At 63.9% G+C, this 26,871-nt stretch carries 31 protein-coding genes and 1 tRNA gene; 19 read left to right on the top strand and 13 right to left on the bottom strand.

Annotated features, from left to right (window positions below; translation table 11 throughout):
- Positions 1-97: 97 nt before the first annotated feature.
- The 8 genes from LY284_RS08685 (at position 98) to LY284_RS08650 (ending at position 6,482) form a co-directional block, all read left to right on the top strand.
- Entirely contained in the window at positions 98-415 is a 318-nt protein-coding gene (locus LY284_RS08685; protein WP_014190816.1) for a YqjD family protein, read from the top strand.
- Between the two features lie 84 nt (positions 416-499).
- The gene (locus LY284_RS08680; RefSeq protein ID WP_014190817.1) at positions 500-724 is read left to right on the top strand and encodes a hypothetical protein; all 225 of its coding nucleotides are present in this window, start codon (positions 500-502) and stop codon (positions 722-724) included.
- A gap of 330 nt (positions 725-1,054) precedes the next feature.
- The gene (locus tag LY284_RS08675; protein WP_014190818.1) at positions 1,055-2,458 is read left to right on the top strand and encodes a sigma-54 dependent transcriptional regulator; all 1,404 of its coding nucleotides are present in this window, start codon (positions 1,055-1,057) and stop codon (positions 2,456-2,458) included.
- A 224-nt stretch (positions 2,459-2,682) separates the two neighbouring features.
- On the top strand, positions 2,683-2,865 hold the full coding sequence (locus LY284_RS08670; RefSeq protein WP_041730217.1) for a hypothetical protein: 183 nt from the start codon (positions 2,683-2,685) through the stop codon (positions 2,863-2,865).
- A 238-nt stretch (positions 2,866-3,103) separates the two neighbouring features.
- Positions 3,104-3,340 carry a hypothetical protein gene (locus tag LY284_RS08665; protein ID WP_014190819.1) on the top strand — a complete coding sequence of 79 codons (237 nt, stop codon included), beginning with the start codon at positions 3,104-3,106 and terminating at the stop codon, positions 3,338-3,340.
- A gap of 191 nt (positions 3,341-3,531) precedes the next feature.
- Positions 3,532-4,983, top strand: a complete 1,452-nt coding sequence (gene otsA, locus LY284_RS08660; RefSeq protein ID WP_014190820.1) for an alpha,alpha-trehalose-phosphate synthase (UDP-forming) — start codon at positions 3,532-3,534, stop codon at positions 4,981-4,983.
- Positions 4,984-5,110: 127 nt separating this feature from the next.
- Positions 5,111-5,458, top strand: coding sequence for a hypothetical protein (locus tag LY284_RS08655; RefSeq protein WP_014190821.1), 348 nt, complete (start codon positions 5,111-5,113; stop codon positions 5,456-5,458).
- Between the two features lie 115 nt (positions 5,459-5,573).
- Positions 5,574-6,482 (top strand): YihY/virulence factor BrkB family protein, encoded by a 909-nt coding sequence (locus tag LY284_RS08650; RefSeq protein ID WP_041730219.1) that lies wholly within the window; start codon positions 5,574-5,576, stop codon positions 6,480-6,482.
- A gap of 644 nt (positions 6,483-7,126) precedes the next feature.
- On the opposite strand, the gene LY284_RS08645 is transcribed toward LY284_RS08650, so the two are convergent.
- Complete coding sequence (locus tag LY284_RS08645) at positions 7,127-8,596, bottom strand: RNA polymerase factor sigma-54 (RefSeq protein ID WP_014190823.1); 1,470 nt, start codon at positions 8,594-8,596, stop codon at positions 7,127-7,129.
- 475 nt (positions 8,597-9,071) lie between these two features.
- Between LY284_RS08645 and LY284_RS08640 the strand changes: the two genes are divergently transcribed.
- Together LY284_RS08640 and LY284_RS08635 are read left to right on the top strand one after the other, a co-directional pair.
- Entirely contained in the window at positions 9,072-9,413 is a 342-nt protein-coding gene (locus LY284_RS08640) for a BON domain-containing protein (protein WP_014190824.1), read from the top strand.
- A gap of 324 nt (positions 9,414-9,737) precedes the next feature.
- The gene (locus LY284_RS08635; RefSeq protein ID WP_041730221.1) at positions 9,738-9,962 is read left to right on the top strand and encodes a hypothetical protein; all 225 of its coding nucleotides are present in this window, start codon (positions 9,738-9,740) and stop codon (positions 9,960-9,962) included.
- A 97-nt stretch (positions 9,963-10,059) separates the two neighbouring features.
- Here the strand turns inward: LY284_RS08635 and LY284_RS08630 are convergent, their stop codons facing one another.
- A complete protein-coding gene (locus tag LY284_RS08630) occupies positions 10,060-10,512 on the bottom strand; it encodes a PA2169 family four-helix-bundle protein (protein ID WP_014190825.1) in 453 nt (150 codons plus the stop codon).
- A 187-nt stretch (positions 10,513-10,699) separates the two neighbouring features.
- Between LY284_RS08630 and LY284_RS08625 the strand changes: the two genes are divergently transcribed.
- The gene (locus tag LY284_RS08625) at positions 10,700-10,948 is read left to right on the top strand and encodes a hypothetical protein (protein WP_041730223.1); all 249 of its coding nucleotides are present in this window, start codon (positions 10,700-10,702) and stop codon (positions 10,946-10,948) included.
- A gap of 72 nt (positions 10,949-11,020) precedes the next feature.
- Here LY284_RS08625 and LY284_RS08620 read toward each other — a convergent pair whose 3' ends face one another.
- The 6 genes from LY284_RS08620 to LY284_RS08595 form a co-directional block, all read right to left on the bottom strand.
- On the bottom strand, positions 11,021-11,593 hold the full coding sequence (locus LY284_RS08620; protein WP_014190826.1) for a glycine zipper domain-containing protein: 573 nt from the start codon (positions 11,591-11,593) through the stop codon (positions 11,021-11,023).
- A gap of 73 nt (positions 11,594-11,666) precedes the next feature.
- The gene (locus tag LY284_RS08615) at positions 11,667-11,954 is read right to left on the bottom strand and encodes a DUF1488 domain-containing protein (RefSeq protein WP_045450410.1); all 288 of its coding nucleotides are present in this window, start codon (positions 11,952-11,954) and stop codon (positions 11,667-11,669) included.
- 83 nt (positions 11,955-12,037) lie between these two features.
- A complete protein-coding gene (locus tag LY284_RS08610; protein ID WP_014190828.1) occupies positions 12,038-12,595 on the bottom strand; it encodes a DUF4142 domain-containing protein in 558 nt (185 codons plus the stop codon).
- The gene (locus tag LY284_RS08605) at positions 12,592-13,143 is read right to left on the bottom strand and encodes a type 1 glutamine amidotransferase domain-containing protein (RefSeq protein WP_014190829.1); all 552 of its coding nucleotides are present in this window, start codon (positions 13,141-13,143) and stop codon (positions 12,592-12,594) included. The genes LY284_RS08610 and LY284_RS08605 overlap by 4 nt, the downstream gene beginning before the upstream one ends.
- Positions 13,144-13,237: 94 nt before the next feature.
- Positions 13,238-14,605, bottom strand: coding sequence for an MFS transporter (locus tag LY284_RS08600; protein ID WP_233385801.1), 1,368 nt, complete (start codon positions 14,603-14,605; stop codon positions 13,238-13,240).
- 99 nt (positions 14,606-14,704) lie between these two features.
- Positions 14,705-15,208 carry a YbhB/YbcL family Raf kinase inhibitor-like protein gene (locus LY284_RS08595; protein WP_014190831.1) on the bottom strand — a complete coding sequence of 168 codons (504 nt, stop codon included), beginning with the start codon at positions 15,206-15,208 and terminating at the stop codon, positions 14,705-14,707.
- A 291-nt stretch (positions 15,209-15,499) separates the two neighbouring features.
- On the opposite strand from LY284_RS08595, the gene LY284_RS08590 reads away from it, so the two are divergent.
- A complete protein-coding gene (locus LY284_RS08590) occupies positions 15,500-16,978 on the top strand; it encodes a sensor domain-containing diguanylate cyclase (RefSeq protein ID WP_014190832.1) in 1,479 nt (492 codons plus the stop codon).
- A gap of 22 nt (positions 16,979-17,000) precedes the next feature.
- On the opposite strand, the gene LY284_RS08585 is transcribed toward LY284_RS08590, so the two are convergent.
- Complete coding sequence (locus tag LY284_RS08585; protein ID WP_143281607.1) at positions 17,001-17,390, bottom strand: hypothetical protein; 390 nt, start codon at positions 17,388-17,390, stop codon at positions 17,001-17,003.
- 129 nt (positions 17,391-17,519) lie between these two features.
- Between LY284_RS08585 and LY284_RS08580 the strand changes: the two genes are divergently transcribed.
- Positions 17,520-18,200, top strand: a complete 681-nt coding sequence (locus tag LY284_RS08580) for a TetR family transcriptional regulator (protein WP_014190834.1) — start codon at positions 17,520-17,522, stop codon at positions 18,198-18,200.
- A 71-nt stretch (positions 18,201-18,271) separates the two neighbouring features.
- Here the strand turns inward: LY284_RS08580 and LY284_RS08575 are convergent, their stop codons facing one another.
- Positions 18,272-19,129 carry a shikimate dehydrogenase gene (locus tag LY284_RS08575; protein WP_041730226.1) on the bottom strand — a complete coding sequence of 286 codons (858 nt, stop codon included), beginning with the start codon at positions 19,127-19,129 and terminating at the stop codon, positions 18,272-18,274.
- Positions 19,130-19,371: 242 nt separating this feature from the next.
- Between LY284_RS08575 and LY284_RS08570 the strand changes: the two genes are divergently transcribed.
- Positions 19,372-21,267, top strand: coding sequence for a bifunctional sugar phosphate isomerase/epimerase/4-hydroxyphenylpyruvate dioxygenase family protein (locus tag LY284_RS08570; RefSeq protein ID WP_014190836.1), 1,896 nt, complete (start codon positions 19,372-19,374; stop codon positions 21,265-21,267).
- Between the two features lie 21 nt (positions 21,268-21,288).
- Here the strand turns inward: LY284_RS08570 and LY284_RS08565 are convergent, their stop codons facing one another.
- A complete protein-coding gene (locus LY284_RS08565; protein WP_233385799.1) occupies positions 21,289-21,792 on the bottom strand; it encodes a hypothetical protein in 504 nt (167 codons plus the stop codon).
- On the opposite strand from LY284_RS08565, the gene LY284_RS08560 reads away from it, so the two are divergent.
- A tRNA-Arg gene (locus tag LY284_RS08560) sits at positions 21,778-21,852 on the top strand. The genes LY284_RS08565 and LY284_RS08560 overlap by 15 nt on opposite strands.
- A gap of 217 nt (positions 21,853-22,069) precedes the next feature.
- Complete coding sequence (locus LY284_RS08555) at positions 22,070-23,005, top strand: MBL fold metallo-hydrolase (RefSeq protein ID WP_144403930.1); 936 nt, start codon at positions 22,070-22,072, stop codon at positions 23,003-23,005.
- A gap of 67 nt (positions 23,006-23,072) precedes the next feature.
- On the opposite strand, the gene cynS is transcribed toward LY284_RS08555, so the two are convergent.
- The gene (gene cynS / locus LY284_RS08550; RefSeq protein WP_014190839.1) at positions 23,073-23,543 is read right to left on the bottom strand and encodes a cyanase; all 471 of its coding nucleotides are present in this window, start codon (positions 23,541-23,543) and stop codon (positions 23,073-23,075) included.
- 47 nt (positions 23,544-23,590) lie between these two features.
- The gene (locus LY284_RS08545) at positions 23,591-24,250 is read right to left on the bottom strand and encodes a carbonic anhydrase (RefSeq protein ID WP_014190840.1); all 660 of its coding nucleotides are present in this window, start codon (positions 24,248-24,250) and stop codon (positions 23,591-23,593) included.
- 124 nt (positions 24,251-24,374) lie between these two features.
- On the opposite strand from LY284_RS08545, the gene cynR reads away from it, so the two are divergent.
- Genes cynR through LY284_RS08530 form a run of 3 tightly spaced genes read left to right on the top strand, consistent with a single transcriptional unit; the run spans position 24,375 to position 26,868 of the window.
- Entirely contained in the window at positions 24,375-25,289 is a 915-nt protein-coding gene (cynR, locus tag LY284_RS08540; RefSeq protein WP_014190841.1) for a transcriptional regulator CynR, read from the top strand.
- Positions 25,290-25,315: 26 nt separating this feature from the next.
- The gene (locus LY284_RS08535) at positions 25,316-26,116 is read left to right on the top strand and encodes a hypothetical protein (RefSeq protein ID WP_014190842.1); all 801 of its coding nucleotides are present in this window, start codon (positions 25,316-25,318) and stop codon (positions 26,114-26,116) included.
- Positions 26,116-26,868 carry a bifunctional 2-polyprenyl-6-hydroxyphenol methylase/3-demethylubiquinol 3-O-methyltransferase UbiG gene (locus LY284_RS08530; protein ID WP_014190843.1) on the top strand — a complete coding sequence of 251 codons (753 nt, stop codon included), beginning with the start codon at positions 26,116-26,118 and terminating at the stop codon, positions 26,866-26,868. Before LY284_RS08535 ends, LY284_RS08530 begins: the two co-directional genes overlap by 1 nt.
- Positions 26,869-26,871: the final 3 nt, after the last annotated feature.

Raw genomic sequence — 26,871 nt, 5'->3', positions numbered from 1 at the left:
GCAGTGATGCGGCACTGATGCCGCCGGGATGCCGCCGCGCTGCGGCACGGCCCGGCGTCGCGCTCCACTCACCCCACTTAGGCGAGGACTTCATCCCATGAGTCAAACGACTGTCCAGCTTGCGTTGGGCAAGCAAAAAATCATCGAGGACATCAAGGTGCTGCTGAACGACTCCGAAGAGTTGTTGCGGCTGTCGGCCACGTTGCCCGGCGAGGGTGTCGATGCACTGCGCTCGCGTCTGCGCGATCACGTCGATTCGGCGCGCGTCGCGCTGGAGGACGCTCAGGCAAGCGCGCAAAGCCGCTATCGCGCGGGCGTCGATTGCACCGAAAAATACGTGAAGGACAACCCCTGGCAGTCGCTCGGCATGGCGGCCGGCGTCGGCTTTCTGCTCGGACTTCTGGTTTCGCGCTGATTCGCCATTCGATTTTCGGGTGAATCGGAGCGCCGCCGGTTTTCACGGCGGCATCGAATTTCTTGACGATGGGAGAGAACACACATGGCACGGCCTTCGATTGGAATCTTCGGCGCGCTGTTCGCAGTGGGCGGCGTTCTCGCATGGAAATGGGTGCAATCGCAAAATCTGGCCGGCCGGCGTACGGCGCGCGATCTGAACCGCTGGGAAGACGAGGGCGGCAAGGTGCTGACGCCCGCCGGCACGCAATCCGTGAATGGCGAAGCGGTAGGCGGGACGGCGGATGCGTGGCATTTTCCGCGGAGCTGATTTCACGGCGCGACTCACGACAATCCATTGATGCGATCAATGAAAACGCGCGCCGCATCAGCGTGCGTTTTCATCTTGATAAACCTTTATAATCAGCGAAACGTCTGCAATAAGTTGCCTAAATGGAAAAACTTACGCAGAAGTCGTACCCCAAGCGTGCAGAACATCGGTAACTATTTTATTTATCGCGCATTTTGCGTCGGACCGATTATTTTTAATCGGGCGTAACCGTGAATCGCACCGGCCCGGGCGGCGTCCTTGCCGCGCGGAGAAGACCACGCCACCACCGGGCGTGTGACCCTGAAACGCTTTGGAAGAATTCGAGACGCAATGCCACATGTATTGATTGTCGATGACGATCCCAGTACGCGCGAAGCGCTAGCCGCGATCATCGGCGAAGATGGATTGACGACGGCCGTCGCCAGCGATTTGCGCGAGGCGCGCATTCAGCTTGTGCGTCAGACGCCGGACGTCGTATTCACCGATCTGAAACTGCCCGACGGCACCGGCGTCGATCTTTTCGAAGATCTCGACCCGCGCTCGGGCGTGGAAGTGATCGTGATCACCGGCCATGCGACGGTGGAATCCGCGGTCAGCGCGCTCAAGATGGGCGCGGCGGATTACCTCGTCAAACCGATCAACATGCAGCGCGTGAAGGCGATCCTTTCGCGCCTGCCGCGCGCCGGCGATCTGAAGGCGGAAATCGGCACCTTGCGCGGCGAACTGCGCCGCATGGGCCGTTTCGGTCTGATGCTCGGCAATTCGCCGGCGATGCAGACCGTCTACGACCAGATCGGCCGCGTCGCGCCGACGGCCGCATCGGTCTTGCTGATCGGCGAATCCGGCACCGGCAAGGAAGTCGCCGCTCAGACGCTGCACGAGCTCAGCCTGCGCCGCAAACATTCGTTCATCGCGGTGAACTGCGGCGCGATCTCGCCGAACCTCATCGAATCGGAAATGTTCGGCCACGAGCGCGGCGCGTTCACGGGCGCGGACCGTCAGCACAAGGGTTATTTCGAGCGCGCGAACGGCGGCACGCTGTTCCTCGACGAAATCACCGAAATGCCGATCGAGCTTCAGGTGAAGCTCCTGCGCGTGCTGGAAACGGGCATGTTCATGCGCGTGGGCACGACCAAGGAAATCGAGACGGACGTGCGCCTGATCGCCGCGACCAATCGCGATCCCGAGCAGGCGGTGCTGGAAGGCAAGCTGCGCCTCGATCTGTATCACCGTCTCAACGTCTTCCCGATCAACCTGCCGCCGCTGCGCGAGCGGGGCAAGGACGTCGAGTTGCTCGGCCAGGCGTTCCTGGACGAACTGAATTCGCGCTACAGCACGAAGAAGGGTTTTCCGGCCGCCGTGCGCGACATGCTCGCTTCCTACAACTGGCCCGGCAACGTGCGCGAGCTGAAGAATTACGTACAGCGCGCGTACATCATGTCGGCATCGGATTCGGACAGCACGGCGACCGTGCCGCTGCAGATTTCGCTGTCGAAGCCGTCGGCGGGCACGGCCGTGACGATTCCGTTCGGCACGTCGCTCGCGCAGGCCGACCGTCAACTGATTCTCGCGACGCTCGATCAATGCGGCGGCGTAAAGACGCGCGCCGCGGAAATCCTCGGGATCAGCCTCAAAACGCTCTATAACCGGCTCGTCGAGTACGGTGAGGATGCCAATAAGGCGGCGGTGGGCGAGGGCGGCGACGTCAACGAGCCGGATAGCGAAAATCCTTGAACGTCGCGTATCTTTAGACAAAAACACGCCTGCGTCTTGCTAAAGCGCAGGCGTTTTTCATTTGGCAGGCGCGTTTTCTACGCCGATAATGTGACAGAGGGATGCGGACCGGGTGCTTTCGTAGGGGCATGCGCCTTGCGGTAGATCGAATGACATCGGCGCACGCTGCGTGACGGCGCGACGCGGATGGGAAAGTACGATCACAAGACCGCAAGGAGCCCGTCATGTCCCTCGAAGCACAGACGCCGCAGCCGCCCGACCCGCCGGTAACGCCGCCCGACCAGCCGCCGCCCACGCCGATTCCGCCGGACACGAATCCGGACCCGACGCGCGAGCCGCCCGTGCCGCCGTCGCAGCCGATAGGCGATCCGCCGCCGGGGCCCGGAGAATCGCCGCATGTGTATTAGCAGGCCGAAGGACGTTGGACCGCAGACGTTGGACCGCAGACGTTGGACAATGCCCAGAATTCGTGCAAGGTTTGAATAAGTTTCCATCCCGGACGTAGGGATTACAACGGATGACGCAATAATGACCGGCGACACGCCCTGTCGCCGGTCGTTTTTTCTGAAGCCGCGCTTGAAACGAGCGCACCGGTCCGACGCCGCCGACGTCACTATCGCGACGGCCTTCTTTTCTGGAGGCATCATGAGGCATCCCGCACTTCGACGCTCCGCGCGTCACTCGTCCAAGCGCGAAGCCCGCGCCGAAGCCGCCAAGGCGGGCGGCGTGCAGAGCGCATCGGCGCCGCCCGCCGAGCACGACCCGGCCGGGCAGAACCGCCCCGCGCCTGGCGCGCCGCCCGATGGCGAGCACAATCAGGGCGGCGTGCGGCGCGAGGGAATCGACTATCAGCGCGATCTGGGCTCCGAGCAGGACGCGTGATTCAGGCCGGCCGAAGCACCCGGCACAAGAACAAAAATTTCTACGCGGCGCGCGTTCGCCGCGTGTTTTCGTTCGTCCGTAACATCTCCATACAAACTTTTATTTACAGAATTCGACATAACGGCACATCTTTTGCATACCCTTAATCGCCAATTCGAGCATGCAACGACAACTGATGAGGTGATGCTGTAATGAGCAGATTGATCGTGGTATCGAATCGCGTCGCTCCGATCCAGGAAGGCAAGCCCAGCGCGGGCGGCCTCGCGATCGGCGTGCTGGACGCGCTCAAGGAAACGGGCGGCGTGTGGTTCGGGTGGAGCGGCGAGATCGTCGGTGAGGCGGGCGCTCCGGTGGCCGAGCAAAGCGGCAAAGTAACCTACGCGACCGTCGGGCTCACGCGTCGCGATTACGACCAGTATTACCGCGGCTTCTCGAACGCGACCCTGTGGCCGACGTTTCACTACCGCAATGATCTCTCGCGTTTCGATCGCGAGGAGTACGCCGGTTACATGCGCGTCAACGCGAGCCTCGCCGCGAAGCTCAAGACGCTCCTCAAGCCCGACGACATCATCTGGGTGCATGACTATCACATGCTCCCGTTCGCGCAGGAACTGAGAAAGCTCGGTGTCGCGAATCCGATCGGCTTTTTCCTGCACATTCCGTTTCCGGTGCCCGAAATGATGCGCACCGTGCCGCCGCACGAGGAACTGATCGCGGCGATGTGCCAGTACGACGTCGTCGGCTTCCAGACCGATGCCGACAAGCAGTCGTTCATCGATTACGTGGAGCGCACCGGCCGTGGCCATTACAGCGACGACGGCATGCTTCAGGCGTTCGGCCGCATGCTGAAAGTGGGCGCTTATCCGATCGGCATCTATCCGGACGCCATCGCCAAGGCCGCCGAGCAGTTTTCCAACCGCAAGCAGGTGAAGAGCCTGCGCGACAGCATGAACGGCCGCAAGCTCATCATGAGCGTCGACCGTCTGGATTACTCGAAGGGTCTCGTCGAGCGTTTTCAGGCCTTCGAGCGGCTCCTGCTTAACGCGCCGGGCTGGCATGGCCGCGTCTCGCTCGTGCAGATCGCGCCGCCGACGCGCTCGGACGTGCAGACGTATCAGCGCATCCGCCAGAATCTCGAAGGCGAGGCGGGGCGCATCAACGGGCGTTTCGCGCAGCTCGACTGGACGCCGATCCAGTACCTCAACCGCAAGTACGAGCGCAACCTGCTGATGGCGCTATTCCGGCTCTCGCAGGTCGGTTATGTGACGCCGTTGCGCGACGGCATGAATCTCGTCGCGAAGGAGTATGTCGCGTCGCAGGACCCGGCCGATCCGGGCGCGCTGGTGCTTTCGCAATTCGCGGGCGCGGCGGATCAGTTGCCGGGCGCGCTGGTCGTCAATCCGTTCGACCTGTCGCAGATGTCCGAGGCGCTGGAGAGAGCGCTCTCGATGCCGCTCGCGGAGCGCAAGGCGCGTCACGCCGACATGATGGTGCCGCTGCGCGAGAACAATCTTTCGGTCTGGCGCGATTCGTTCCTGTCGGATCTGCGCAGCGTCGCGACGGCGACGTCGGTCACGGAGAAGACCGTCAAGACGGTGAAGCAGGGCGCGAGCGAGGCGAAGCGTCCGGCGGCGAAGGCCTGATTTTTTCGCAGGAAGCAGTGTTCACGGCCCCGCGCTTCGAAAGGAGCGCGGGGTTTTTTCATGCGCCGATGCGCCGTTCGCGGAACGGGTTTTGCGGATTCATCATGGACACGATCCAACGGAGGTCATGATGAGTGGAAGCACACTGAACCCGCCGGAAGACGACGGCGTGGAATACGGCAAGGGACACGGCACGGGCGCGCTTGGACCGAGCGACTCGTCCGACAGCGGCTCGGACGTGCAGGGCGAGAAGCGCTACCCGGGCGACATCGAGGACGAGCTCGACGCGCACGCGATCGGCCAGTCCAGAGCCGAGCTCGACAGCGACACCGACCGCGCGGGCACGGGCGAAGCCGCATCGGCGGACGGCGACAACAACCTGCAATCCGACGCCGATATCCTGCCCGATGACATCGAGGACGACACGCGCGGCCTCGTCGATGAGGACGCCGACCCCGACGCGGACCGGAGCTGAGCGCTTCATGAGGTGCAATCGCGGCGGGCTCGTGACGGAGCGCGCCGCTTTTTACACGCGCAACGCGTGTCGGGGCTAACATCGTCGGTTGACACATTTGCCCTTTACGCCTTCGATGGATCAGGACGTCCCCACTCAAACCGCGCCCATCGCCTCGGGCCGCACTTCGCGTTTCGGCTGGCTCTCGTGGATCGTCGATCCGATCGTGCAATGGACGCAGGATCACTGCCTGATGTTCTCGGCGGCGATCGCGTTTTTCGCCGCGTTCTCGCTCGCCCCGACGCTCGTTATCGTGATCGCCGTGGCGAGCGTGTTCTTCGGCGCGGATGCCGTGCAGGGGCGGCTCTTCGATGAGATCAGCGGGGTGGTCGGCGTCGATGCGGCGCACGCGCTGGAGGCGATCGTCGCGAACGCGTGGCATGCGGATATCGCGCGCAGCACCGCGATTCTGTCGCTCGCGGGCGTGCTGGTTGGCGCGTCGGCGACGTTCTCTTCGCTGCACAGCGCGCTCAATGTGATCTGGCCGACGCCTGCCGTGAGCACGCGCGAGAGCATCGTCACGCTATTGCGCGTGCGGCTGATGTCGTTCGGGCTGGTGGTGGGGTCGGGGTTGCTCGTCGCTGCGCTGCTGGTGATGGATGCGCTTGTCGAGTTGCTCGGGCACTGGGCGCTCGGCGATGGCAGTCCGTTCGTGGTGCTGTCCGGGCTCACGCGGCGCGCGATATCGCTCGCTGTGCTGATGATCGCGTTTAGCGTGCTGCTCAAGTTTCTGCCGACTACACGCATGCTCTGGCGTGATGCCGCGCTCGGTGCTGCGGCGGCCGCATTGCTGTTCGAAGGGGGTAAGCGGTTGTTTGCGTTTTATCTCGCGCACGCGGGGACGGCGAATATGTTTGGCGCGGCTGGGTCGCTGGCGATTATTCTCATGTGGCTGTATTACTCGGCGGCCGTGTTTTTGCTCGGGGCGGAGCTTTCCGCTACTGCGGCGAGGAAGCGGACGCATCGGGCTTCGGGGTGGCGGTAGGTTTGTTTTTTTCGTGGAGCTTGTGTTCGTGTGGGTTTATTAGCACTGCCCCTCCCCGGGGCGGGGGTAACTTTCTTTGCTGCTGCAAAGAAAGTCACCAAAGAAAGCAGCTTTGTCACCGCCCGCGGTCATACGCACGTTGGCCATTTTTCTCCTCGGGGAACGGCCCTCGCCTAAAGAGTGCCCCCATAAGCCCAACCGGGCTTGGATCGCGCACGGTCCGACAAACCATAACTTTGAGCGGGCTGGTTCAGCACGAAATTGCTTCGGCACAGCGCTGCGCGCTGCCGCTGGGTATGCGAGGGAAACCAGTAGGACACAAATGCGCTCGCAAACCCGCTCTTCCCATCGGCCGCGAAGCGGGCTGGAGCTTGAAATGGCTGTACCGGTTCGTTAAGCGGCGCGATGTGACGGATCGTGCGCGATCCACGCCCGATTGGGCCTATGGGGGCACTCTTTAGGCGAGGGCCGTTCCCCGAGGAGAAAAATGGCCAACGTGCGTGTGACCGCGGGCGGTGACAAAGCTGCTTTCTTTGGTGACTTTCTTTGCAGCAGCAAAGAAAGTTACCCCCGCCCCGGGGAGGGGCAGAGCTAATAGACCGACAACAATGCAAGTTCCCCGCAAAACAAGCCCCGTAGCCGCCTCAAGCCTGCCGCCGCAACTCCGCCGGCGGCACCTTCATCAAATGCCGATACTTCGCCACCGTGCGCCGCGCGACGATCACCCCCTGATCCGCAAGCATCTTCGCAAGACTCACATCCGACAGCGGATCGCGCGTATTTTCCTTCGAGATCATTTCCTTCAGAAGCGCCCGCACGGCCGCGGCCGAACACGTGCCACCACTCTCGGTGCTCAACTCCCGCGGGAAGAAGTGCTTGAACTCGAAAATGCCACGCGGCGTCGCCATGTACTTGTTGCCCGTCGCGCGTGAAATGGTCGATTCGTGCAGGCCAAGCTCGTCGGCAACATCGCGCAGAACAAGCGGCTTGAGCGCAATCTCGCCGTAATCGAAGAACGCCTTCTGATGCGAAACGATGCACTCGGCAACGCGCTGGATCGTCGTGAAACGCTGCTGCGCGTTGCGGATCAGCCAGCGCGCTTCCTGCAACTGCTGCGCGAGCGGCGAACGGCTCGCGCCCGCCGACTGCGCGAACAACTCGGCGTACATGCGATGAATCCGCGCGCGCGGCAGCACCGCCGGGTTGATCGTCACGACCCATTGCTTTTTCGCCTGACGCACGATGACGTCCGGCACGACGTAGTTGTCCTCGCTCGAACCGTAGTTCTCGCCCGGCTTCGGATCGAGACGGCGCACGAGCGCGCACGCGATGCGCAGTTCATCCGCGCTGCAGCCGATCTTCTTCTGCAACTCCGCCTGCTCGCGCCGTGCGAGCCGCTCCAGATGATGCCTGACGATTTCGAGCGCGACAGCGCGGCCCGGCGTCTCTTCGTCGAGCGCTTCGAGTTGCAGGGAGAGGCATTCGGAGAGCGAGCGCGCGCCGACGCCCGGCTTGTCGAGCGACTGCACGAGCCTGAGCGCGATGACGAGCTCGTCCTCGCTCAGCGCGGGTTCGATCTCGACGACGCCCGCAAGCTCGCTCAACTCCTGACGCAGATAGCCGTCGTCATCGAGCGCTTCGATGATGAGTTGCGCAATCGCGCGGTCGCGCTCGTTCAGTTGATAGAGGCGCAGCGCGTCGTGCAGCGTCTCATGCAGCGACGGCTCGATGCGCACCCAGTCGGCGGGATCGGAACCTTCGCCGTCGCCATTGCCGCGCGAAGCGCCGCGGCCGAACGGATCGGACGAGAAGTCGCTCACGGCATCGTCGCGGGAACTGGTGTCCGCGCTGGCTTCGCTCTCCATGCTCGGTTCGGACGTGAGCGGGGCTTCGGCCGCCGTGTCGGCGGTCGTCGTGGAACTGCCGTTGTCGGCGCCGAGGGCGTTGTCTTCGGTCTGCGACTCGTCGTATTCGAGGAAGGGATTCGTATCCAGCGCGTTGCGCAATTCCTGCTGAAACTCCAGCGACGAGAGTTGCAGGAGACGAACCGACTGCTGGAGGCGCGGCGTGAGCGCCAGCGTTTGCTTTGCGCGGAGTTCGAGTGTAGGCGGCATTGCTTGCTAATCCTCGATTGTTCTAGACCTGATTCTTCTAGACGTAGTTGGGCGGGTTTTGCGGGTAGTTAAAGCAACAGCCATGCCATCTAACGATAAGCTCGTGCGGCGATTACGTTTTTCGTGGTCCGCTTCCTTCTTTCGGCGGCCTCGGTGGCCGTTTTCAACGCAGTTTTTACACGCGTCCGGCCAAAAGCGACGCGCGTTCCGCGCCGCGCCGCCCGCGCAGCGACGGGCATGTCTGCCCATGTCGAAGATTTGTTCGAAAGCTCACGTTGCCCTTTGCGCAGCGGGGATTCGCGGCTGTTCGGCCGCGTTTTTATCGCACCCGCAGCGGATGAGGCACGCAAGTTGCGGTTGAAGGGAACGATCCGCGTGCTACGGCGCGGACGTGACAAACAGCGTCCCTCGCGCGCATCGGATGAAGCGGGCGAACGGGGCGCAAGACCAAAATCGACAAAATGGGAGTATTGCCATGAAGACGACTCAAATCCTGAAGGCAGCCGGCGGTATCGCATGTGTGGTGTTTGCGCTGAACGTGGGGGCACAGACGAATTCGACGACATCGAAGAGCAGCGCCGATACGTCCATGGGCCAGAAGGTCGACGACAGCGCGATCACCACCAAGGTGAAGGCCGAGCTGCTCGGCGCGAAGAACGTCAAATCCACGCATATCCACGTGAAGACGCGCGCAGGCATCGTCTCGCTGACGGGTTCGGTGCCGTCGGCAGAGGACAAGACCGCCGCTGAAGAGGTCGTCTCGAACGTCTCGGGTGTTGCTTCCGTGAAGAACCATCTTAAAATTGCCGCCAAGTAATGGCATAGTTCGTATGCCCGGCTTCGCCACGGCGGGCCGCGGTTGAGTGCCAGCAGTACGGAACCCGCGCGGGGTTCGACGATTCGCCTCCTTCGGCGAGCAGTCGGGCTCCAGCGCGGGTTCTCGCATGTGAGCGCAGGGTTTGCGGTTCCGCACGGCGTTCTAGTCGCAGCTTCACGCATGACGCTTCACGCAGTGCGCATCACCTCGCAGCACTTCGAAACTTAAAACACGAGTACGACCGTTCAGGACGGTACTTACCCAGGCGGCTCTCGAATGCGCAGTAGCCCGGCGTTCAGAGGCCCCGGCAAAAAGGAGCTCTTCATGAAGACGAAAAAGATGGCATTGATCGGCGCGCTCGCGCTGGCGTTCTCGACGACGGCGTTCGCGCAGGCAGCGTCCGATGCGGCCGGCACCGCGGGCACGCATGCGAAAAAGGAGAAGGGCACCTATCTGCATCAGCAGAACAAGGCGCACAAGCTGAAGGGCGCATCGGCGGCTGCGGCGGCTTCGTCGCTCGGCACGAACGACAAGGGTCAGCCGCAGTAACGCGTCTTATCCACGCTGGACGAACGAACGGCCGCATCATGCGGCCGTTTGTGTTTTGGCGGCCCCGGATGGCGCAGGGGCCGCGCGCTTCATTGCATCAGGACTTGGCGGCGGCGTACTGATCGCGCAGATCGCGGATGCGATCGTGATTTTCCAGCACGCCCTGATACTGCCGCTCCACGACGGCGCGGATATCGGCAGGCAGGTCCTTGTCGAGCGCCTCGCGATAGTTCTTCTTCGCGGCATCCTCGCCGCGCTCGCACTCGGCGAGAATCCCGTGATCGCTGTGGCCGGTCACGGCGGATTTCACATCGACCCAGCCGCGATGCAACGCGCCCGTCACCGAGCCGCCGGTTTCGGGCTTGCCGCCCAGCCGCGCAACGAGGTCCTGCAGCTCGCGCGCGCCTTCCGCGCATTTTTGCGCACGGTTCTGAAACAGCAGCTTGAGGCTCGGGTCACGCGTGTCCTCGGCCGCCTTGAGAAATCCCTTTTCGCCGTCCTTCGAGGTTTCGACGAGATCGTTGAGTACCGATACGACGTTCGTGCTCATGCAACACCTCCTTTTCGTTTGACATTCCCAGTGCGCGCCTCCCTTCGGGATGCGGCTCGCCGATGTATTGCGCACGCGCCGTGCCAGCAGGCGTCGAGTCGAGCGGCATGCGACTTGCTGTCGTCCACGCACTACAGCGCGCGTCCGAAACGAGACGCGCGCACATGAACGGCAACAGGAGAGCGTAGTGAAATACTTTAATCGACTCGCGAATCGCGAGTTTCTGATACTCGTGGCCGTCGCGGCATCGGCGCTGACCTTGCAGGTGCGCGAGCATGTCGCCGATGCGCAACCAACGTACGCGCCTCATGCAATCGACGAGCGCTTATGCGAGCCATCTGCTTCAAACGAAGACGAAGCGCCGCGCATGCTGCCCGCCGACTGCGGCATTCGCGCCGATATGCGGACGCATCGGGCGCGGGCTCGGTGGGTTTGAACCGGATGCGTCAGTAGAAAGAGAAACGCCCGCGCGAGGCGGGCGTCATCATCGAACCGATAAACGAAGCAATCACACGCGTGATTGCGCAAACTCGCCCACCGGATGCGGCGGCTGCAGCGGATCGAAGTCGCTCCAGCGGCCTTGTTTCCAGCGTCCCGACGCACGCTCGATATCGAGCCCGCCCGCTTCGCGCAACGCGGTCGCGGCCTGATCCTGCGTTTCCGGCGCTACGTGCACGGCTACTAGCACGCCCGCATGACGCGCCGGCTCCTCGGCCTGCCCGGCGGTTCTGGCCTTCTTCGTATGCGACATCGCGCCGGCGAGCGACCCGACATACGCGCCGACGCCCGCTGCGATCACGGACACCAGCAGCGGCGCGTGAAAGACGGCGAAGATCGCCGCACCCACCACGGCGCCGATCACCGCGCCGATCGTCACGCCCTTGCCGGCGCCTTTTGGCGCGGCGCTCGCACCAGGATCGGTGCCGACATCGCCGCCAACCGGATAGCGCGCGTGCTGCCCGCTCGGATTGACGAAGAAGAGCGTCACGTCTTCTTCGAGGAAGCCGCGCGCGAAGAGCTTCTGGGCCGCCGATTCGGCGGCGCGAAAAGTCTGGAATCGGCCCGCAATGATCAGGGACATGTTCCCTCCTTGTTGGCTTGGGGTTGGTCGTGTTCGCCGGATTGGCCGCGCCGCATGACGAGCGCCCGCGCGCTCACTCCGGCTCCATGCCGGCGACGCGGAACAATCCGCTTCTCAGTACGACGGGCTGGCCGCCGTTGTCGTCGAGCACTTCGGCGCAGACCGCGCGAATGCGCGCCGCTCCTTGTTCGAAAGCCGCGAGCAGATCTTCCTCGCGCGGGGACTGCGCGCCGAAGTGGTCTTCCAGCGCCTCGGCGGTGATCGAACAGACGACCGGCTCGCCGTCGATGAGCGCGGCGAAGTGGATCGCGAGATCGTCGCCGTCATAAACGGGGGATTCGTCTGCAAACGTGATGTGCATGGTCGAGTCCTCATAAGCTGGGCGAGAAGCGGGGCGAGAAGCGCGGCTGATCGTGCCCGCCCCGTTGGCGACAGTGGCGACGCTCATGACGCCGCCATCGCTTTCGCGAGTTGCTGCGCCATCTCGTAGTGATGGCTGATGACCGGCAACGCCTTGCTCGCCGCCGCCTTCAGCGCGCTGTCGCTGCCGCTTTCGCTTTCTTTCTTGAACAGTTCGACGGCCTTCTGGTGCCCGCTCACGGCTACCTTTTCAATATAGGCCTTGTCGAACTCCGCGCCCTGAAGATTTTGCAGGCTGCCGATGAGGGCGGAATCGGTGGCGGGCGGCGCGGTGATGCCGTGCCGTTTCGCGATCACGTCGAGATTACGCGCGAGCTTCGTGTGATCGACGATCATTCGCTGTGCGAATTCCCGCACCTGCCGGCCGCTCGCATGGGCGAGTGCGAGCTTGCTTGCGGCGAGTTCCGTGGCGCCCGCCTGACCGGCGTCCTGCAGGAACTGTTGATCGGCGGGGGAGAGCTTCGGGCTTTGCGCGACGCTCTCGGTCTGCGCGCTGGCGACGGGCACGCACGCGGCGGCGGCCAGCGCGAGCGTCAGCATGCGCACGACGGAGGCGAGCGATGCGGAGTGCGTGACGCTCATGCCGCGCGCGCCTTGCCGAGCGCCTCGATCAACGCCTGGTTGAAGGCGGGCAGATCGTCGGGCTTGCGGCTCGTGATGAGATTGCCGTCGATCTGCACTTCCTGATCGACCCATGTGCCGCCCGCATTGCGCACGTCGTCCTGAAGGCTCGGCCAGCTCGTCATCGTGCGGCCCGCGACGATGCCCGCCGAGATCGGCAGCCAGCCGCCATGGCAGATCACGGCGATCGGCTTCTTGGCGCGGTCGGCATCCTTCACGAAGCCCTGCGCCTTCGCATCGAGCCGGATCGCGTCGCCGTTCACGACGCCGCCCGGCAGGACGAGCGCGTCGTAATCGGCGGCGTCGGCGGCATCGAAGGTGACATCGACGTTCACCTTGTCGCCCTTGTCGACGTGTTTGAAACCCTGAATCTGACCGGGCTTCTGCGAGACCACATCGACCTGCGCGCCCGCTTCCTTCAGCGCGCGCTGCGGCTCGACGAGTTCCGCCTCTTCGAAGCCGTCGGCGGCGAGAATGGCGACCTTGAGGCCGTTGAGGGAATTGGCCATGAACACACTCCTCGTTGCTGATATCCGGACATTGCGCGTGGCGCGCGATTCATGTCCGGAGTTTCAGCAAGGGGTGTGCCTAGCGAGGTGCGCGTCAGGCCGGCTCGACGCTGCGTTTGCCGGTCAGGCGCAACATGCTGACCACGGCGGCGGCGGCCGCGAACACCGCCGCGACGGCGAGCGCGATCACCGCGCCTTGCTGCGGCGCGAGGCCGAAGATCAGCGCGACGAGCGCCGCGCCGAGCGTCTGCCCGGTGAGGCGCGCGGTGCCGAGCATGCCGCTCGCGCCGCCGCTGCGATGACGCGGCGCGGAGGCGAGCATCTGACGATTGTTGGGCGACTGGAAAAGACCGAAGCCGAGTCCGCACACGGCCATGCGCCACGCGATGTCGAATGCGTCCGGATGCGCGCCGACGCTCGCGAGCAACGCGAGCCCGACGGTGAGGATCGCAAGGCCGATGCCGCCGAGCAGCCCCGCCGAATACCGGTCCGCGAGCACGCCCGCGATCGGCGCGACGAACACGATCACGAGCGGCCACGGCGTCATCAGGAAGCCGGTCTCGACCTGGCTCATGCCGAACTTGCCCTGCAGCAGGAATGGCAGCGACACGAACGCGAGCATCTGCGCACAGAACGAGCACACCGACGTGCCGACCGACAGCGCGAACACCGGAATGCGCATCAGATCGACGGGCAGGAGCGGCGCGCTTTGCGTGAGCTGGCGCCGCACGAAGAAGTAGCCGATGACCGCCGCCGCGACGATTTCGCCGACGAGATACGGCCGATGCTCGCCATGCCCGAAGCCATCGACCGCGACGATCGCGATGCCGAAAAAGAGCGCATTCATGATCGCGCTGATGTAGTCGTACGGCTGCCGATGCCCCGGCGTGCGCGGCAGCGACTTCCAGCCGAACGCGAACGCCGCGAGACCGATCGGCACGTTGATGGCGAAGAGCCACGGCCAGGTCTCGACGGCGAGCACGCCCGAGGCGACCGTCGGGCCGATCACCGACGAGATGGCGACGACCGTCGCGTTGATGGACACGCCGCGCCCGATCTGGTCCTGCGGATAGATGACGCGCACGAGCGCCGTGTTCACGCTCATGATGCCCGCCGCGCCGAAGCCCTGGATCACGCGCGCGATGGTGAGCGTGGCGAGCGATCCTGCGAGCGCGCACGCGAGCGACGAGACCGTGAAGAGCGCGAGCCCTATCATGTACACGCGCCGGTAGCCGATGCGGTCGCCCAGCGAAGCGAGCGGCAGCAGCGAAATGGTGATGGCGAGCTGATAGGCGTTGACGACCCAGATGGAGTCGGCGGGGGAGGCGTTCAGATTGCGCGCGATGGTCGGCAGCGCGACGTTGGCGATGGCGCCGTCGAGCACCGAGAGCGTGATGCCGAGCGCGACGACAGCAATGGCCCAGTATCGCTGGGGCAGCGGCAAACCTTGTTCGGAATCCATCGATGACCGGGAAGTGGCGGGCGGCGCATTGTATGCCGCGCCGTTTTCAAACGGCTTGTGAGTCGGCGCGGCCGCGGCAGCCGCGCCCCGTCCGCAGGCTTACTTCAGCTCGTAGAGACCGGTGTAGGTGGCCGAATCGATCTCGTTCAGATGCGTCATGAAGCGCGCGACCGCGTTGGTCGTGTTGGCGTCGAGCGGAAGGTTCTCCGCGGAGAGCGCATGAATGCGGAAGATGTAGCGATGCGGCTTGTCGCCGCGCGGCGGCGCCGCCCCGCCGAAGCCGACCGTGCCATAGTCGTTGCGAAGCTGCAGCGCGCCCTGCGGAAGCAGCGCGCCGTCCGCCGTGCCGGCGTTGCGCGGCAGCGAGCGCACGTCGGGCGGAATATTGACCACGATCCAGTGCCAGAAGCCGCTGCCCGTGGGCGCGTCGGGATCGTAGACGGTGAGCGCGAGGCTGCGCGTGTCGGCGGGCGGCGCTTCCCATTGCAGCGCCGGGGAAACGTTGTCGCCCGCGCCGCCGAAGGCTTGCTGGTCGAATTCCTGCGCGCGCGTCATGAAGCCGTTCGCCGGAAATTCGTCGGACCAGATGCGGAAATCAGCCATGAGAGTCGTGCCTCCTTCTTCTTGCGATGTGGATGGATGCGGCACTGCGCACCGGACCGCGTGATGCCGCGGTCAGCCAGGCGGTGCAGCAAACGTGCCCGCGCATTGCGCGCCGGAAGCGCGCGCATCGCGAGGGCATAGCGAATCGAGTGTAGCATCCGCCCCCGATATCCGGCTTGCGCACAATCGCCGCGGCGAAGCGTTCCCTCCGGACCGCGATTCGGCCCCGGAAATTCGACGCGCGATACAATAATGAGATGAATTCAGCCGGCGCGAGCCGAAAGGACGATCATGCCCAACGACCCGCGCCGCGCTGCCGGTCAATTCATGCCGGCGGGCCTGCCGGAGGACGATGCCGACATGTTCGACCTCGCGCCCGTCTCGCTCTGGCTCGAAGACTTCAGCGCCGTGCGCGAGCAGTTCGAACGCTGGCGCGCCGCGGGCGTGGCCGATCTGCGCGCGTTTCTTGCCGAGAATCCCGCACGCGTCGCGGAGTGTTCGTCACGCATTCGCATCGTGAAGGTCAACCGCCGCACGCTGTCGCTTTTCAACGCGAAGGACGCCGATCATCTCGTGCAGAACGTCGATCGCGTGTTCCGCGACGACATGCTCACCACGCACGTCGACGAGCTCGACCAGCTCTGGTCCGGCAAGACAAGTTTCGTGAGCCAGACGGTCAACTACACGCTCGACGGCAAGCGCCTCGACGTGCTGCTCAAGGCCGTCATCCTGCCGGGGCATGAAGATTCGTGGAGCCGCGTGCTCGTCACCATCGAAGACATTACCGAGCTCGAAGCGATGCGCCGCACGGCGGCCGCGAGCGCGCTCTACGCGCGCGGGCTTTTCGAGCATTCGCCGGTCTCGTTGTGGGTCGAGGATTTCAGTTCCGTGAAGGCCTTGCTCGACGACGTGCGCGAGCGCGGCATCGTCGATTTCCGCACCTTCACGAACGTGCATCCGGAGTTCGTCGAACGCTGCATGCAGGAGATTCACGTGCTCGACGTGAATCAGCACACGCTGCGCATGTTCGCCGCGCACGACAAGGCGACGCTGCTCGCGCGCCTGCCCGAGATCTTTCGCGACGACATGCAGCAGCACTTCCAGGAACAGCTGATCGATCTGTGGGACGGCAAGCTTTTTCACCAGCGCGAAGTGCTCAACTATTCGCTGGACGGCAACGAGGTGCACGTGCACTTGCAGTTCTCGGTGTTTCCGGGGCACGAGGCGCGCTGGGATCTCGTGCTCGTCGCGCTCACCGACATCACCGCGCGCAAGAAGGCCGAGGCGTATCTGGAATTCCTCGGCAAGCACGACGTGCTCACGAAGCTCAAGAACCGCTCGTTCTACATCGACGAAATCAACCGGCTCGAACGAAAAGGTCCGTTCCCGGTGACGGCGATCGCGGTCGATGTGAACGGGCTCAAAGCCGTCAACGATCAGCTCGGCCACGCCGCCGGCGATGCGCTCCTGCGGCGCGCGGGCGAAGTGCTCGGCAAGGCGGTGGAAAAGCCGTTTCAGGCGGCGCGCATCGGCGGCGACGAGTTCATGGTGCTCATGCCCGGCACCGACGAGCGCGGCGGCGAGGCGGTCATCGAAGGCATTCGCCAGTTGCTCGAAGTGAACAACCAGTTCTATTCGGGCATGCCGCTTTCTTTCGCGATGGGCGCGGCCACGGCGCACGAAGGCGAGCGGCTCGAAGCGATGCTGCAACGCGCCGATGCCGCGATGTATGCCGAAAAGCGCTTGCACTACGACGGCAAGGGCGAGTGACGGGTGCGTGACAGGTTCCTGACTATTGCGGCTGCGTGACTTCGTCCATGCCCCGATCGATCGCCGGGCACGCCTCGCCGATCTCCTTCTTGTACTCGGCAGGATTGCTCGTCTTCAGCTTCTCGAAGCGCTCGACGGTCGGTTGCGCCTGCGCGAGGCCGAGCTTCCATTCGCCGTCGAAATCGGGCGCGTCGGGATAGCTGCGGCGAACGACGTCGCGAAAACGCGCGATCTTCGCGGCATCGAGATGACACACGTCCGCCGCGCCGCGCGCGATGTTCGCGCTCGTCATGACGCCTTCGGCCGCCATCAGTTGCTTCGAGGACGGATGACCGGGCGGCATGGCCGTCTGCGCGGTCGCGAAGGAACACCACGCCGTCAGACAGAGGAGTGCAGGGAGCTTGGTGCGCATTGGATTCGTATAGGTTTGCGGGGATGAAAAATTATAGGTGACGTAGCCCGAATCGAATGCCGCCGACGCTAAAGACGCCTATATAGCCCGTGCTAGAATCGATTCTCAACGCCGTTCTCAGACAGAAAAATGAAAAAAGGAAGCAAGGCCGCCCCTGCCGCGCCCTCGTCGACCACAGCGGAAGGGCGCCGCAAGTACGATCCTGAGGAGACCAAGCGGAACATTCTCGACATCGCCACGCAGGAGTTCTCGGCGATGGGACTCGCGGGCGCGCGCGTCGACGCCATTGCTGAGCGCACCAACACCACCAAGCGCATGCTGTACTACTACTTCGGCAGCAAGGAAGGGCTGTACGAGGCGGTTCTGGAACAGGTGTACGGCGATATCCGCGCGCTCGAACAGGAGTTGCAGCTCGCGGAAATGGACCCGGAAGAAGCGCTGCGCGAATTCATCGGCTTCACGTTCGACTATCACGACAAGCATCGCGATTTCGTGCGTCTCGTCACGATCGAAAACATTCACGCGGCGAAGTACATCGAGCAGTCGAAGACCTTCAAGGCGCGCAATTCGACGGTCGTGAAGACCATCGAGGATCTCATCGCGCGCGGCGTCGCGGCGGGCAAGTTTCGCGACGACGTCGATCCGATCGACCTGCATCTGATGATCAGCTCGTTCTGCTTTCACCGTGTGGGGAACCGTCACACATGGGGCGCGGCGTTCGGGCGCGATCCGTCGGGTCCGCGTGCGCGGGCGCGTCATCGCGAGATGATCGTCGATGCGGTGCTGCGATACATGCGGCGCGACGGCTGACGTTTTTATCGCGCCAATGACGAAACGGCGACGCTCTCGCGAGGTCGCCGTTTTCTATTGCGATCGTTGGATCAGCTTTCCAGCAAGCTCTGGAAGTGCGCGAACATGCGCTCGGCATCCGGCTCGCGGCCGGTGAAAATGCGCAGCGCATCGACGGCTTGGCACACCGCCATGCCGCCGCCGCTCACCGTGCGGCAGCCGATGGCTTTCGCCGCCTTCAGCAGTTCCGTTTCGAGCGGAAAGTACACGATCTCCGCGACCCACAATTCCTTGTGCAGATAGTCCGCCGGCAACGGCAGGCCGGGCAGCTTCGCCATGCCGGTAGGCGTCGCGTGGATGAGCCCGCTCGCCGACGCCAGCGTGTCGCGCAGATCGCCGCCGCTTTTCACGACGCGATCCGGAAAGCGCGCCGCGAGTTCGGCGGCGAGCGAGGCGGCGCGCGCATCGTCCGAATCGAACAACGCAAGTTCGCGTGCGCCCATCGTGAGGGCCGCGTGCGCGACGGCCGCGCCCGCGCCGCCCGCGCCGAGCTGCACGACGCGTTCGAGCGGCACGCCCGGCAGCCCGCGCTGGAACGCGCGCGCGAAGCCCGACCAGTCCGTGTTGTATCCGATGCGCTTGCCGTCCTTCAGCACCACCGTGTTGACGGCGCCGAGCGCGCGGGCGTCGGGGTCGAGGTCATCGAGCAACGGGATCACGCTTTGCTTGCACGGATACGTGATGTTCAGGCCGTCGTAGCCCATGCGCTCGGCCGCGACGAGCAGATCGGGCAGGGCGGACGGTTCCAGCGCGAGCGCCTGCAGGTCGATGCGCCGGTAGACGTAATTGAGCCCCAGATGGGCGCCTTCCTTTTCGTGCATGGCGGGCGTGAGCGAGCCGCCGATGCCCGATCCGATCAGGCCGATGAGATACGAAGTCTTGTTGGTCATGCGAGCGCTCCGGCACGGTGCACTGTTGTTGCAGTGCGAAATTGAATACGCGCAGTGTGAACGCACGCGCGAGCCTTGTCGGTTCGTGTTTTCACTAATTTGTACGGTCTAGTTAGTTTGTTATGATCTCGCAGAATGACATGGATTGCGCGCGTCCGCCGTACGGACGTCCTACACTGGAAAGCACCGCATCCATCCCGCATTCACTGAATTGCTACGAGGAGGCAGCGATGCTGCGTTCAATCCGGACTTCCATCGCGACGGTATCCATCAGCGGCACGCTTCCCGAGAAGCTGCGCGCCATCAAGGCGGCTGGCTTCGACGGCGTCGAGATCTTCGAGAACGATCTGCTGTATTTCGACGGCACGCCCGCCGACGTGCGCCGCATGTGCGCCGATCTGGGCCTCGAAATCTATCTGTTCCAGCCGTTTCGCGACTTCGACGGCGTGAGCGCCGAGCGGCTCGCGAAGAACGTCGAGCGCGCCAAACGCAAGTTCGAGCTGATGCACGAGCTCGGCACGGACCGCATCCTCGTGTGCAGCAACGTGTCGCCGGACACCATTCGCGACGACGCGCTCCTCGTCGATCAGCTCGGCGTGCTGGCGAAAATCGCGGAAGAGGCCGGCGTGATCGTCGCGTACGAGGCGCTCGCGTGGGGCCGCTACGTGAATTCGTACAAGCATGCGTGGAAGCTCGTCGATGCCGTGAATCATCCGAGCCTCGGTCTCGCGCTCGATACCTTCCATACGCTGTCGATCCGCGACTCGGTGGACGAGATCGCGTCGATTCCGGGCGAGCGCATCGCGTTCGTGCAAATTGCCGATGCGCCCGTGCTCGCAATGGACGTGCTCGAATGGAGCCGTCACTATCGATGCTTTCCGGGGCAGGGCGCGTTCGATGTCGCGGGCTTCACGGCGCGCGTGCTCGAATCGGGCTACAAGGGGCCGCTCTCGCTGGAAATTTTCAACGATGGTTTTCGCGCCGCGCCGACCGCGATCACGGCGGCGGATGGCCATCGCTCGCTGCGTTTTCTGGAGGAACAGACGCGCGCGCTGATGGGAGACCAGGCGCCGCCGGAACTCTTCAACCCGCCCGCGCCGCCCGAGCACATCGGCTTCCAGTTCCTCGAATTCGCCGTCGACGATTCCACGCGCGAGCATCTCGCGCAATGGCTCGGCAGGCTCGGCTTCAGGCTCGCGGGCAAACATCGCTCGAAGGATGTGGCGTTGTACCGGCACGGCGCGGGCTCCATCGTGCTCAATGCAGAAGCCGACTCGTTCGCGAGTGCGTTCTTTCAGAAGCACGGCTTGTCGCTGTGCGCGTCGGCATTTCATGTCGATGACGCGAAGCTCGCCTTCGAGCGCGCCGCGGCGTACGGCTCGCAACCGTTTTCAGGGCGCGTCGGCCCGAACGAGCGCGTCGTGCCGGGCGTTCAGTCGCCCGACGGTAGCCTCGATTATTTCGTCGACGAAGCGAAGGGCGGCCCGACGCTCTGGGAGTCGGACTTCAATCTGACGGATATCGACGGGCCTTATGAAGTGGGGCCGCTGTCGCGCATCGATCACGTGTGCCTCTCGCTGCCCGCCGATGCGCTCGATACGTGGGTCTTGTTCTTCCGCAGCGCGTTCGGCTTCGAGACGGAGCCGGCCGTGCTCGTGCCCGATCCGTACGGCCTCGTGCGCAGCCGCGCGGTGCGTAGCCGCGACGGTTCCGTGCGCATTGCGCTGAACGCATCGGTGGACCGCTATACGGCGGTGGCCGAATCGCTGTCGACCTATCGCGGCTCGGGGCTGAATCACGTCGCGTTCAGCACGCCGGATATCTTCGACGCCATTCCGCGCCTCGAAGCCGATGGCGTGAAGTTCCTGCGCATCCCGCGCAACTACTACGACGATCTGGTCGCGCGCTTCGGCCTGCCCGACGAGCAAATCGACCAGATGCGCGAGCACAACATCCTCTACGATCGCGACGAGCGCGGCGGCGAGTTCTTCCACGCGTACACGGAGCAGCTCGACCAGCGTTTCTTCCTCGAAGTGATCGAGCGGCGCGGCGGCTACGATGGCTACGGCGCGGCCAATGCGGCCGTGCGTCTTGCGGCGCACGCGCAACAGCAGCAGCGTGCGCGGCAGGCGGCTTAGAAACGGAAGCGCGTCAGGTTGTCAGGCGCTGTGTGATTTTTCGCTGGCCGGGCGTGCGCGTTCCCGGCTGAGTTCTTCTTCGCGCGCGCGCCCGGCGGCTTCGAAGGCATCGATATGGAGATACAGCCGGTGCACGGTCTGAATCTGCGTGTGCGAGAGATGAGACTGGCGCATGATCGAGGCGAGCCGCGCGCGCCAGTACGAAGGCGGCAGCAACGGGCCGCCCAGATCGCACGACAATGAACGACGTAACACCAGTTCGAGGTGCGTCAGGTCCTGGTCCGCCAGCAACGCCGAAAACGCGCCCTGCGGCTTGATATCGGGAAATGGGTTCATTACTCCGATGGCGGCGCGATTCGGCGAGACTTGATAGGGACAAACCCGCATGTAGCGCATGTTTTTTCGACGCGCGCCGCAGCGTTCGAATTTGTTCATGCCGAACCGGAAGCCGCCATGCGCGTTTGCTATACTCTGCGCTCGCTCGCCGACGCATCGCGCGGGCGCGGTCCGCTCCCCGTAGTTCAATGGATAGAACGAGTGCCTCCTAAGCGCTAGATGCAGGTTCGATTCCTGCCGGGGGGACCAAATTGATTTCGCGAGATTCGGCGAAATCGTCGTCGTCACATTCCCGTGATATCGAAAATCTCGATATACGCTATCCCGTTGCTCGGTTGGCTCGATAGTGTCGCAATGCAAGAATGGCTTCGTTCATTCCAGCTCAAGCGCACACATGAAGCCATTCTCAAAACCCGGCACCACCGCTAAAAATCCAGGCCTACGTTCCCGACTGATCTCCGTGTCCATGTCGATCGGCGCGGCCTTCGCGCCCTTTGCGATGGCAGCCACGCCCGATCCCGCGATTCAGTCCACCACGCCGGACGACTACTTCCACACAGGCGCCGGCGCACGCTATCTACGCCGTGCCGATGCGGATATCGTCGTGCAACCGCTGCGCGGCAATATCACGGAGTTGATGGGCTCCGGCGGCAATATCACGGTCCTGTCGGGCAAAGAAGGAAAGTTCCTCGTCGATGCGGGCATCGGCAAATCGAAGCAAAAGATGCGGGCGGCGCTCGAGAAACTCGGCCCGTCGCCACTGAAATACGTCGTGAATACGCACTGGCACTGGGACCATACCGATGGCAACGCCTGGATGCATGAAGCCGGAGCCACCATCGTCGCGCATAGAAACACCGCGAAGCATCTGAGCGAAACGACTCATGTCGATGCATGGAACTGGACGTTCGATCCCGTGCCCGCGAAGGCGAGGCCAACGCTCCTTATCGACGACAGCAAAACCTTCTCTTTCGCGGGCACCCGGATCGAAGTCGAAAATTTCGGAGGCGGGCATACGGACTGCGATCTGTGGGTGTACTTCAAAGACGCCGATGTACTCGCGCTAGGCGACACGTTCTGGAATGGCTTCTACCCGTATATCGACAACGAGGATGGCGGCAGCATCGATGGCGCAATCAAATGGGCAAACAAAGCGATCGCGCGCACGACGGATCACACGATCGTGATTCCTGGCCACGGTCCCGTCGGCACGCGCGCTCAACTCATCGCGTTCCGTGACATGCTGATTGCCGTACGCAACAACGTCGCGACGCTGAAACAGCAAGGCAAATCACTCGACGAAATTATCGCCGCGAAGCCGACCGCCGCCTTCGACGCCACGTGGGGGAATTTCGTATTCAACGGCGATCAATTCACGAAGATGGTCTATGCGGGCCTTTAAATACAATACGTATTGCTAATTAAAAATAGGGAATCCACCGAGGCCAAGTCGATTCCCCACCCATGCGTCAGAACGGCTTGGTCGGCAGATACTTCCCGTCGAGCGTGATCACGGCGCGCGAGCCGCCTTCCGGATCGTCCACTTTCTTGATGTCCAGCTTGAAGTTGATCGCGCTGATGATGCCGTCGCCGAACTTCTCGTGAACCAGCGCCTTCAGCGTCGAACCGTAGATCTGCACGATTTCGTAGAACCGGTAGATCGTCGGATCGGTCGGCACGCCGCCCGGAATGCTGCCGCGTACAGGAATGGCTTGCAGCAGGCGAACAGCGTCTTCGCCGAGTTCGAGTTTGTCGGCCACCACTTGCGCGGCCTTGGCCGGCAGCGGATGCTGGCCCAGCAGGGCGGCGGTGACGAAGGCGACGCTCAAACCCGTGCCTTCATTGATCTGCTCGAACGTCAGATTCTTGCGAACCTTCGCGTCGATGATGATGTCGGTCAGTGCTTGACGGGGGGCCTGGCTGGAAATGGATTGCGTCATGGCGATGCTCCTTTAAATCGAATCGAGTGTGAGTGGAAAACGGTGGGTCAGGCTGCGAGATCGAGCCGGGCCGGGGTTGCGCACGTATGCGGATGTTCAGCGAGCGAGACGAACCGGTTGGTCGCGCCGTCGAGCGTATCGATCGAGCCGGTCTCGATGTCGTACACCCAACCGTGCAGGCTCAGACGTCCCTGTTCGAGCGCGAGCCGCACGGAGGGATGCGTCTTGATGTTGGCGAGCTGGGCGATCACGTTCTCGCGGACCATCGAGTCGACGCGGTCGCGCTCGCTCTTATGCTCGCGCGCCTCGTTGACGACCTTCGCAGAGTCCGCGTAATGCAGCCAGTTGCGCACGGCTGGCATATGGTCCAGGCACTTGCAGGTGGCGATGGCCGTCATCGCGCCGCAGTCGGAGTGGCCGCAAATCACCACATCGGTTACGCCGAGCGCCGCGACCGCGTATTCGACCGTCGCCGTCACGCCGCCCGGCTCCGGGCCGTATGACGGCACGATATTGCCCGCGTTGCGGATCACGAACAGGTCGCCGGGCTCGCGCTGCGTGACGAGTTCGGGCACGAGGCGGCTGTCCGAACAGGAAATGAACAGGGTTTTCGGATGCTGGCTGGTGGCGAGCTGCCTGAAAAGCTCGGAGCGCTTGGGGAACGCGTCGCGCTGAAACTTCAGAAAGCCGTCGATGATGTCTTGCATGTTCCGCTCCATCTCAGTGTGCGTGTCGGGAATCGATGGATGAAGAATGCGCCGGGCGAGCTATAGTGTCCAAGACCGGTTTCTTATTTTCCCCATAGGCAGCACCAATAGTTCGGAGGGAACCATGCTGCTCCGGCACATCCGTTACTTTCTGGCGGTCGCGGAATACCGCAATTTCACGCGGGCGGCCGAGGCGCTGCACGTGTCCCAGCCGACGCTGTCGCAACAGATCAGGCAACTGGAGGATGCGCTGAGCGCGCAATTGCTCGACCGTTCCGGACGGACGATCCAGCTGACCGACGCCGGCGCCGCCTATCTGCTTTACGCGCAGCGGGCGCTCCAGGATCTGGAAGCGGGCGAGCGGGCCATCCACGACGTGCGGGACCTGACGCGCGGCTCACTGCGCCTCGCGATGACCCCGACCTTCACGGCCTATCTGATCGGCCCGCTGCTGCAGGCGTACAACCATCGCTATCCGAACATCACGCTCAACATTCGCGAAATGCCGCAGGAGCGCATGGAGGCGTTGCTGAATGAAGACGCGCTCGATGTCGGCATCGCATTCAGCGACACGCACTCTCCCGATATCGAGACACAGGCGCTCTTCGTCGAGGCGCTGGCGATGGTGATCGGCAAGTCGCATCCGTATGCGAAAAAGGGCGGCGCGCTGACGCTTCGCGAGTTCGAGCGTGAAGCGCTCGTCCTGCTCAACGAAGAATTCGCGACGCGGCATTACATCGACCGGTATTGCAGGCAGCACGGCGTCGCGCCGCGCATTGCGATGGAGGTCAATTCGATCAGCGCGGTCATCGAGCTCGTGCGTCGCAGCACGTTGGCGACGCTGCTGCCGGCCGCGATCGCGCGCGAGCACCGCGAACTGTGTCTCGTGGAACTGGAGCCGGCGCTGCCGCAGCGAACCGCCGCGTTGTTGCTGCGCAAAGGCGCGTATCGAAGCGCGGCAACGAGCGCCTTCATCGCACTCGCGCTCGATCCGGCATTGAATCGTAAGCCCCTTCGCGCCGATAATGCGACGACCTGAGACTCGCCTCCACGGCTCATGCATTCATGACCGAAATCGAATCCGCGGTGCTCGTTTTCATCCTCCTGCTCGCCAGCACGGGCCTCGGCGCGATCGTGCGGCCGCTCTTGCCCGAGGAGCACAAGGCGCAGGAAACGGTGCAACTGGTCCAGTTGCTCGTCGGCATGCTGGTCACGTTCGCGGCGCTGGTGCTCGGTCTTCTGACCGCATCGGCGAAAACGATTTTCGACACCACCAATACCGACATGCGCGGCTACGCGACCTCGATCATCGAGCTCGATCGCGCGATGCGCGACTACGGCGGCGAGCTCGATCCGGCGCGCAAGCTGTTGCGCGCCTACACCGCCGCGGCGATCGCGAGCACGTGGCCGCGCGAAACGCCGCCGCCGGGCGATGACTATCCGAAAGTCGAGCCGTCCGGAAAGGACGACAGCCTCGCGAACGCGACGCTCGGCGCGCTGTTGAGCCGCGCCCAGCACGACGTGCGCATGCTGCAACCGCGCGACGACTACCATCGCCAGCTCGCCGCCGAGGCCACCGCGCGCTTCGAGCAACTCATCGCGCAGCGCTGGAAGCTGGTCGAAGAGGCGCACGGGTCGATCTCCTATCCGTTCGACCGCATTCTCGTCGGCTGGCTGCTCATCATCTTTCTGTGCTTCGGGCTGATCGCGCCGCGCAATGCGCTCTCGCTCGTGACGATCATGCTCGGGGCGCTCTCGATCGCGTCGGCGGTGCTCGTGATCCTCGATCTCGATACGCCGTTCAGCGGCCCGATCATGGTCGGCAGCCAGCCGTTGCGCGACGCGCTCGCGTATCAGAGCCGCTGATGCGCTACGACGATCCGCGTCTCATCGCGCTATACGACGCCCTCAATCCGTTCGCCGACGATACGGCGTTCTATCTCGCGCTGGCGCAATCCGCCCGGCATGTCGTCGATCTCGGCTGCGGCACGGGGCTGCTCGCGTGCGAACTGGCAAAGCGCGGTCATCGCGTGACGGGCATCGATCCGTCGCCGCACATGCTGAGCGTGGCGCGCGCGCGTGAGCACGGCGACACGGTGACATGGATCGAAGGCGATGCGAGCGCGCTGCCGTTCGTCGGCGCGGCGGATCTGCTCGTGATGACGGGGCACGTCGCGCAAGTGTTTCTCGACGATGCGGCGCTCGCCGCGACGCTCGCGGCCGCGCGCCGCGCGGTACGCCCCGGCGGTGCGATCGCGTTCGAGAGCCGCAATCCGTCGGCGCGCGTGTGGGAGCACTGGACGCCGGAGCGCTCCGCGAGGCGCGTCGTCGCGCCGGACGGCAGGGCGGTCGATGTCTGGCACGAGCGGCACGCCGCGCCGGACCCGCTCGCGACCGGGCGCGCGGCGTTCACCACGCACTATCGCTTCATGCCGGAGCCGGCAACGAACATGGCCGGGGAGACGCTCAGCGCGACGAGCGAACTGCGCTTTCGCACGCTCGACGAGCTGACGCGGATGCTGACCGGCGCGGGTTTCGCGACGATCGACTGGTACGGAGACTGGAATCGCGCGCCGGTGGGCGAAGCGAGCCGCGAGCTGATCGCGGTGGCGCGCTGAGGT

It is taken from the genome of Caballeronia sp. PC1, assembly GCF_021353155.1.
GTDB lineage: Bacteria > Pseudomonadota > Gammaproteobacteria > Burkholderiales > Burkholderiaceae > Caballeronia > Caballeronia cordobensis.
This window is presented reverse-complemented; position numbering and strand designations above follow the sequence as displayed.